Genomic DNA, 7659 nt, shown 5'->3' with positions numbered 1-7659 from the left:
GCCCTTGATGAATCGGAATTCCCGATTCTCTCCCAGGATCTCACTCCCTACAATATCACTGGGCATGAGGTCTGGAGTGAACTGAATACGATTGAAGGATAATCCGAGTGCATCGGCCACGGTGTGGATCAAGAGGGTCTTGGCCAGTCCCGGCACACCTACCAGCAATGCGTGTCCTTTACTGAAGATGGCATTGATCAGCAGTTCGACCACTTCTTGCTGGCCGATGATGACTTTACTGATCTCTCCATGCAGCTGTTTCTGCTTCTCTACGAAGAGGTCTATCGCCTGGGCTTCTGTCATGCTGGATGTATCGGACATAGGATTCTGGATATGAGGCTCGAATGTATCGCTTTATCTGTTCTTGGTCCAGTCGTTCTCGAATTCACACTGACCCATCTCATCATCTACTCGGATGAAGGTGCTCTGGATGCGGTCCTGCAACCAATCAGAGACCGCCCTATCCGTAAAACTGCTCCGTGTCATCTCCTGTAGCAATTGATAGTCTTCTACTACATTGGCCTTGTGAGCATCTGAGCGATATCTCAATTTGACCAGCCGGTAGGCCTTGTCAGCTTGCAGGCTCTGCATGAGCACAGGATCTGAGATCTGACCGACCTCCAATTTGTCAATGACCAGGAACAATTGCGGATCGACTTCTGCCATGGGAAAACGGATACTCCCTGTATTGGGATTGATGATGATCCCATTGTTATTCCGCGTACCCTCGTCATCGGAGTATTTCAATGCAGCTGCTTCAAAGCTGAGACTATCTGCTGCGATCAATTCCCTGACCTCGACCAACTTTTCCTTGGCAGCCGTGAGATCTGCACTGGATATACGCGGTTTTATAAGGATATGGCGGGCGTTGAAGAATTCTCCTTTGCGCTCGATCATCTGCATGATGTGATACCCGAATTCGGTCTTGAATACCCGCGATACCTCACCTTCATCCAGATTATAGGCGATCTGTTCGAATTCACTGACCATCTGGCCTCTCCCGACCAGACCGAGCTCACCCCCTCTGGTAGCCGAGCCAGGGTCTTCGGAATAAAGCACCGCCAAGGTGGCGAAATCTTTTCCTTCCAGAACTTCTTGACGGAACCCTTCCAGTCTATCCTTCACCTCTTGAATAGCAGACGCGCTGGGTTTGGGTTTGATCAGTATCTGGCTGATCTCCACTTCGGATTCTATCAGTGGAATGCTATCCTCAGGAATGGAATTGTAGAATTCTTCCACATCGGCCGGGGTGACGGTGATATCGGCCACGATATTCTGCTGCATGTTCTGCACGAGCATCTGTTCCTCTATGGCCTGATAGAATTCCTGCCTGATCTCTGCTACGCTCTTCCCGTAGAACTCCTCCAGTTTCTCAGTGCCTCCCAATTGTTGGGAGAACATGGAGATACGTCTGTCCAATTCACCCTGTACGCGGTCCTCGGTCACTTCTATACTATCCACCTTGGCCTGATGTAGGAGAAGTTTCTCATAGAGCAGCGCTTCATATACCCTGCAGGTGAGATCGCCCTGTATTACCGTACCCGAGGACAAGAGCTGACCTTTTTGCGACTCGACATCGCTCAGAAGGATGATCTCATTTCCCACTACGCCAACGATCTCATCTACTACCTGGTAGTCTTCTTGTGCAGAGAGCATTCCTGTAAGGCACAAGAGGCTGATGATGTACATTCCTTTCTTCATTCTTTGATCTCTATTTGTCCGGACTCGAGTGCCTCTTTGAATAAGTTGTCCCGCATATCCTCTAGAAGTTCGCTCTTGCGTGAGTTCAGTATGATACTCCTGATACGCTCTCTTTCCAATTCGAATGGAGATTCACTGTCTTTGACTTTGAACTCCCGTATGTAAAGTAGATAACGCTTCCCATCGTCTGATTTGTCGAAGTTGCTCTTGATCTTTACTTTTTCTTCGAGATAGGTGAAATTGATGGGAATGATCTCCAAGAGTTGAGGTACGACCATCCAGTTCTCCGGATCATCCTTGAAATAGAGGCCATGTTCTTCTACATACTCTGCTACTGCGAGACTATCAGACTCATCATACTCCATGAATCTACGTGCGATACGGTCGATCCCCTTCAGATCTTCCGGAGCGACCATGTAACGGGCCCTAGCTACATAGTCCTTGAGTAGGAAATTCTGCTTGTTCTCTTCATAGAATTCCAGCATCTCTGCTTCAGTGACATGGGTATCCAATTTCTCATTGACCAATTGTTGCTCGTACTCATAGATGATAAGATCATTCAGATATCGCTCTACCTTTTTCTGGAATCTAGGATCCTCTTTATTCAGATTGAATTCGGCTTTTTGGAGCAGGACTTTTTCACGGATCCATGCATTGACAAAGACTTTGGCCCTTTTCAAGCTATCATCAGATGAAGCAGTAGGTGGAATATTCTCTACCAATCGCTCTCTGCTGAGGTAGTGGTCATAGACCCTGGCGATATAATCCGTCTCTTCTCTATCTGCTTCGCATGACAGCAATACCGTCAGGCCTAGGAGCAGGACCAGAAGAAAGGGATGGAATCTCATAGGTAGGTATCAGGCGATCACTTGACGGAATAAAGAACGTCCTTATCTACCTTGACTGTATACCGTCCACGTAATTCCTCGATCCACTCTTTCTCCAGCTGATTCTGATAGGCAGCTGTGACCAATCCCTTGATCTTGTCGAAAGGGCGTGGTGAAGGTGGCAGGACTTCTTTGACCTGCATGAACACCCATTGATCATCGATCTCATGGATATCGGAAATTCCTTTTTCGAATTCTATCAATCCCGCGATCGTGCCTTCATCTGCCTCGTATTTTCCGGAGGTGATGGTCAGATCCAATTGCGACTCGGAGTTCACGGTCTTCTCGATCTCGTCATTGGGGTCACCTGAGAGGATCATTTCCCGCACTCTTTCGGCAGTCGCTTTATCCTTACATCGGAAGATGGTGCCTTCTACACGCTCATCGTACATGAAGTCCTCTTTGTGATCCTCATAGTATTGCTTGAGACCGGTAGTGTCCCTAACGGCCTTGGTCCATACCTTCTGGTCGGTCAATTCGAAGAGCAGGATTCCATCTCTGTATTCCTTCATCAGTGCCCTGAAGTCTGGATACTTCTGCTCGAGTTTGGAGTCCTCATAGTCGATCAGACTCTTCTGTTTGAAAAGGTCGTACTTGTCAGCAACGTACTTCCTAAGGTCTGTCTCCCTTGATCTCCCCTGAGAGGCCCTGAGATAGTAGATGAAATCGTCCTGAGTGTACTTCTTGTCCCCGATCTGGAACAGCCAAGCCGTCATTTTGCTGGTATCTCCTGGTCTCCAGCTTCCCTTAAGTAAAGTAGAATCGGCCAGTGCCTGCACAGGATCTAGATTCTTGACCTTCTCCTTGAATCCGTACTCGTCTTTGACTTTCTTGACAAAGGACCGTGTACTCATCTGTGAACGAACGTCCTTGTTGATGCGCTGTTTGAGGTTGCGCTCCATATCGTCATACGACTCTATACCCTTTCGCTCCAATCGCTTGACGATATGCCAACCATAACTGGTGCGGAATGGACGGCTAAAATCCCCATCGTTTTCCAAACTGAAGGCCGTATCCTCGAACTCCTGCACCATTTTCCCCGTGCCGAACCAGGGGAGTTCTCCCCCATTCCTGCTGCTGGATTTATCATCGGAGTGTTGACGGGCCAATTGGTCGAAATCCGTTCCGGACTCCAATTCGTCATAGATGTCCTCGATCTTGGCCTTGGCCTTTTCAGTTGTAGCCTCATCGGCCGTCTGATCCACCTTGACCATGATATGGGCTACACGTATCTCACCTCGGGCCTCTCGCTTATCATGCACTTTAAGTATGTGATAGCCGAATCTGGAACGAACGATGTCCGAGATTTCTCCGACTTCTGTATTGTAAGCCGCATTCTCAAACGGATAGACCATCTGCAAAGAAGTGAAATAGCCCAATCGACCTTCATTGGACTGGGCGGAAGGATCCTGAGAGTAGGTCATGGCCGCATCGGAAAAGGTCATCTTACCATCGATGATCTTCTTACGTACGTCCTTGAGCGTATTGTAAGCCTTGAGCGTATCCTCAGGTGAAGCATCAGGCTTGGCGATCATGAGGATGTGACTTGCATCCACTTCTGTCTTGAGGCGCTCATACGCTTCTTTCAGCAACTGATCTGTCATCTCATTATCTACGAGATAGGGTCGGGCCAATTGCTTTCTATAACCAGCCAGTTCTGCTTTGAAATCCGGATTGGTATCCATCTGTAAGCGCTCGGCCTCTTTGACCTTGAGTTTGAAGTTGATGAACAATTCCACATATTCATCCAAGGCCTCTTCAGTGATGACCGAGTCCTTGTTGTTCTTCTTGTAGATATTCTCGAATTCCTCCTGGGTCACCTTTGTGTCATCGATGGTCATGATGACCGGAGATTCTTGAGCGGTGAGCATCACGCTTGATACGGTGAACACTACGGTTGCAAGAATATGGACGATCGATACTCTCATAATGAATTAGTCATTTTACGATTTGATTCGAATCTGCTCTGGCAACTTTCGTTCCAGATGCGCCTACCCGAAAAAAGGCGGACAAAAATAAGGATAGGGATCGATCAACGATAACTGTAATTCGGAGCTTCTCGAGTGATGGATACATCATGCGGATGCGACTCCTTGACTCCAGCATTGGTGATACGGATAAAGGTGGCTCTGCGAAGGTCATCCATATCCTTGGCACCGCAATAGCCCATACCGGCCCGCAGTCCACCGAGCATCTGATACATCACCTCAGCTAGGGACCCTTTGTATGGGACCCTTCCGGAGATTCCTTCAGGGACGAATTTGGAGATATCATCGGTGCTCTCTTGGAAGTAACGGTCTTTGGAGCCGCGCTGCATAGCCTCGATAGAACCCATGCCCCGATAGGATTTGAACTTTCTTCCTTCATAGATGATGGTCTCCCCCGGGGATTCCTCGACCCCTGCCAGCAATGAGCCGATCATTACCGATCCTGCCCCACCGGCCAAGGCCTTGACCACATCTCCAGAATATCTAACTCCTCCATCTGCGATGAGTGGAATGTCATACTCTTCCAATGCATCTGCTACTTCACACACTGCGGTGAGCTGAGGTACACCGACCCCTGCGATCACGCGAGTGGTACAGATAGAACCTGGACCGATTCCCACCTTGACCGCATCAGCACCTGCTTCTGCGAGGAAACGAGCGCCTTCGGCCGTAGCGACATTTCCTACGACCATATCCACACCCTTGAAGAGATCCTTACATTCTTTAAGCACCTCGACCACTCCTTTGGTATGCCCATGCGCTGTGTCGATGATAATGGCATCCACTCCAGCCTCAGCCAAGGCCGCTGCGCGTTGAATACTGTCAGATGTCACTCCGATGGCCGCTGCTACTCTGAGACGACCGAAATCATCCTTGCAACTATTGGGATGCTCCTTGACCTTGATGATATCCCTGAAGGTGATAAGACCCACCAGGTTGAAATCTTCATCGACCACAGGAAGTTTCTCGATCTTGTGTTCTTGAAGAATGTCCTCTGCTCTGCTGAGATCGATATCTGGGGAGACGGTGACCAGATTCTCACTGGTCATGATTTTAGAGATCGGGTGATCCTTTTGCTTTACAAACCTCAGATCCCTGTTGGTAACAATTCCTTTGAGCTTACCTTTTTCATCAACGACCGGAATACCTCCGATACTATGCTCTGACATCAAGCGCAGTGCATCTCCAGCTACGGAATCCACGGTCAAAGTGACCGGATCCTGGATCATACCGCTCTCAGAGCGCTTGACCTTGCGCACCTCGGCTGCCTGCTCTTCGATACTCATATTCTTATGTATCACACCGATACCGCCTTGCTGGGCCATAGCTATGGCCAGACTGCTCTCGGTGACTGTATCCATAGCAGCAGAGACCAAGGGAGAATTGAGTGTGATGTTGCGCGAGAATCGCGAGCGTGTGCTCACATCTTTAGGAAGAATCTCTGAGTACGCAGGTACGAGGAGGACGTCATCGTATGTCAGTCCTTCTTTATTGAATCTGGGGGAATTGGCCATGTTTAATGCAGTGTTAAACTTGGCGCCCAAATTTAGCATATAAACTATTCGCTTTCAGGAATCAAGACACTTATATTCCCATATCGTTCATAGAGTTGTCCGTCCCCTGTTGAAAAGCGTATATGATAGACATAGACGCCCTCTTGGACGTATCCATTGGCGTCCTCCGCTTTCCAGGGCCTATAGTAGTCATCGGTCTCATAGACCAATTGCCCCCATCGGTCATAGATCCTCATCGAGTAGCCATCCACCCGATCGAAATATCCAGCTACGGGAGCAAAGAAATCGTTGAGCCCATCGCCATTGGGAGTGATCGCATTGGGAATGAACATAAGAGGGTCAAGTGTCCCACAGATGACATTGGACCGACTGATCTGTGACTGACCATAGACATTGACACCCTCTACGGCCTCTACCAGATAACAATAGCTCCCATCGCGTAAGTAGTCCTGAAGCGAATCCACTCGGTCTACATAATAGAAGATGTTGGGTGGTACTACTCCCAATAAAGGCCCTACTTGACCATCGATCACCTGATATACGCGGTAGTTCAATACCTCTCCATTCCAGTTGACATATGGATTCCATGAGATATAGTTCTCCTGTTCTGCATTATCCACACTGATACGTGCTCTCACGTTGGTACAGGTATCAGAGACCGAAGGAATGTTTCCGCAGCTATCCACCACACTGACCCGATATTCATAGTTCCTATCAGCCGGTCGCACATCGAAATCGATGTACGATAGCTGATCGTCTGCATCGGCCATGGACTGATCCAGAGTGGCCAAGACTTCGAAACTATCACCGAAACGATCCAGTCGTTCAAATCGATAACTGGTGCTTTCTGCTGCAGGATCTATCAAGGCCTTGACCTCTATCGCTGAAGCACCTAAGACGTCCACATTAGAGAGGTAGGTGAACTCTGGGACTTCGGGATATGCAGTGAACACGGCTGTACGTGGTGAGAGAGATGGCTTATATCCATTGACCGACAGGGCTTTCACTACATAAGCGAAATCCACTTCCAAAGGAACCCCGGTATGTAGATAGCTGGTCACATCTCCTGGAACCGTATCTATCGCTTGCAAGGCGGTACCGTTGATACCCCCATAAATGACATAGCCTTCGACACCTCCTTCCCAATTCTCGTAGGCATTCCATTCGACACGTGTGGATTGGTCGCATTTGAAGAATTCGAGATCGAGGTTCAGCGTGTAATGAGGAACCCCATCATCCGCGCTGGTCTCATTCCCTCCGCAAGTATCTCTTGCCACTACCAGATAGCCTTGAGAGTTGATCACGATATTGCTGACCATGTCCATGGCACTCGTAATGGAAGGATCGTTGGTCAAGGCTATTTCTTCTTCGAGAACATTCAAGACCCGATAGCCTTGCACATCCCCTTCAGGGGATGGGAACCAGCAAATGACCGCTCGTTGTGCAGCGGTATCCACGGTGACAGTCTCGATCACTGGAGGAGTAGGCGGATTATTATCGAATAAGGGCGTGACCTCATCGCGCCACGTAGAGACTGTAGCACAGCCGAAATCATCTATCAATAGGATA

General features: G+C 48.8%; 6 protein-coding genes. All 6 read right to left on the bottom strand.

From position 1 onward, the window contains the following. On the bottom strand, positions 1-303 hold a 303-nt coding region (locus HKN79_05460), incomplete at its 3' end, for an AAA domain-containing protein (GenBank protein ID NNC83005.1). 51 nt (positions 304-354) lie between these two features. After that, positions 355-1701, bottom strand: coding sequence for a peptidylprolyl isomerase (locus tag HKN79_05455; GenBank protein ID NNC83004.1), 1347 nt, complete (start codon positions 1699-1701; stop codon positions 355-357). Beyond that, positions 1698-2549: a hypothetical protein gene (locus HKN79_05450; protein NNC83003.1), complete on the bottom strand. Its 852-nt coding sequence runs from the start codon at positions 2547-2549 to the stop codon at positions 1698-1700. The genes HKN79_05455 and HKN79_05450 overlap by 4 nt, the downstream gene beginning before the upstream one ends. 17 nt (positions 2550-2566) lie before the next feature. Continuing rightward, on the bottom strand, positions 2567-4516 hold the full coding sequence (locus HKN79_05445) for a peptidylprolyl isomerase (GenBank protein NNC83002.1): 1950 nt from the start codon (positions 4514-4516) through the stop codon (positions 2567-2569). 104 nt (positions 4517-4620) lie between these two features. Beyond that, a complete protein-coding gene (gene guaB, locus HKN79_05440; protein ID NNC83001.1) occupies positions 4621-6090 on the bottom strand; it encodes an IMP dehydrogenase in 1470 nt (489 codons plus the stop codon). A 44-nt stretch (positions 6091-6134) separates the two neighbouring features. Then, the coding region (locus HKN79_05435; protein ID NNC83000.1) for a gliding motility-associated C-terminal domain-containing protein at positions 6135-7659 on the bottom strand (1525 nt) is incomplete at its 5' end.

The organism is Flavobacteriales bacterium (genome assembly GCA_013001705.1).
Classification (GTDB): domain Bacteria; phylum Bacteroidota; class Bacteroidia; order Flavobacteriales_D; family JABDKJ01; genus JABDLZ01.
Note: the sequence above shows the minus strand (reverse complement) of the source record. Positions and strands in the feature narration are given on the sequence as shown.

Excerpts from the sequence above, each read along its gene's own strand:
- HKN79_05455 (NNC83004.1), bottom strand. The coding sequence starts at position 1,701 with ATGAAGAAAGGAATGTACATCATCAGCCTCTTGTGCCTTACAGGAATG.
- HKN79_05450 (NNC83003.1), bottom strand. The coding sequence starts at position 2,549 with ATGAGATTCCATCCCTTTCTTCTGGTCCTGCTCCTAGGCCTGACGGTA.
- HKN79_05445 (NNC83002.1), bottom strand. The coding sequence starts at position 4,516 with ATGAGAGTATCGATCGTCCATATTCTTGCAACCGTAGTGTTCACCGTA.
- guaB (NNC83001.1), bottom strand. The coding sequence starts at position 6,090 with ATGGCCAATTCCCCCAGATTCAATAAAGAAGGACTGACATACGATGAC.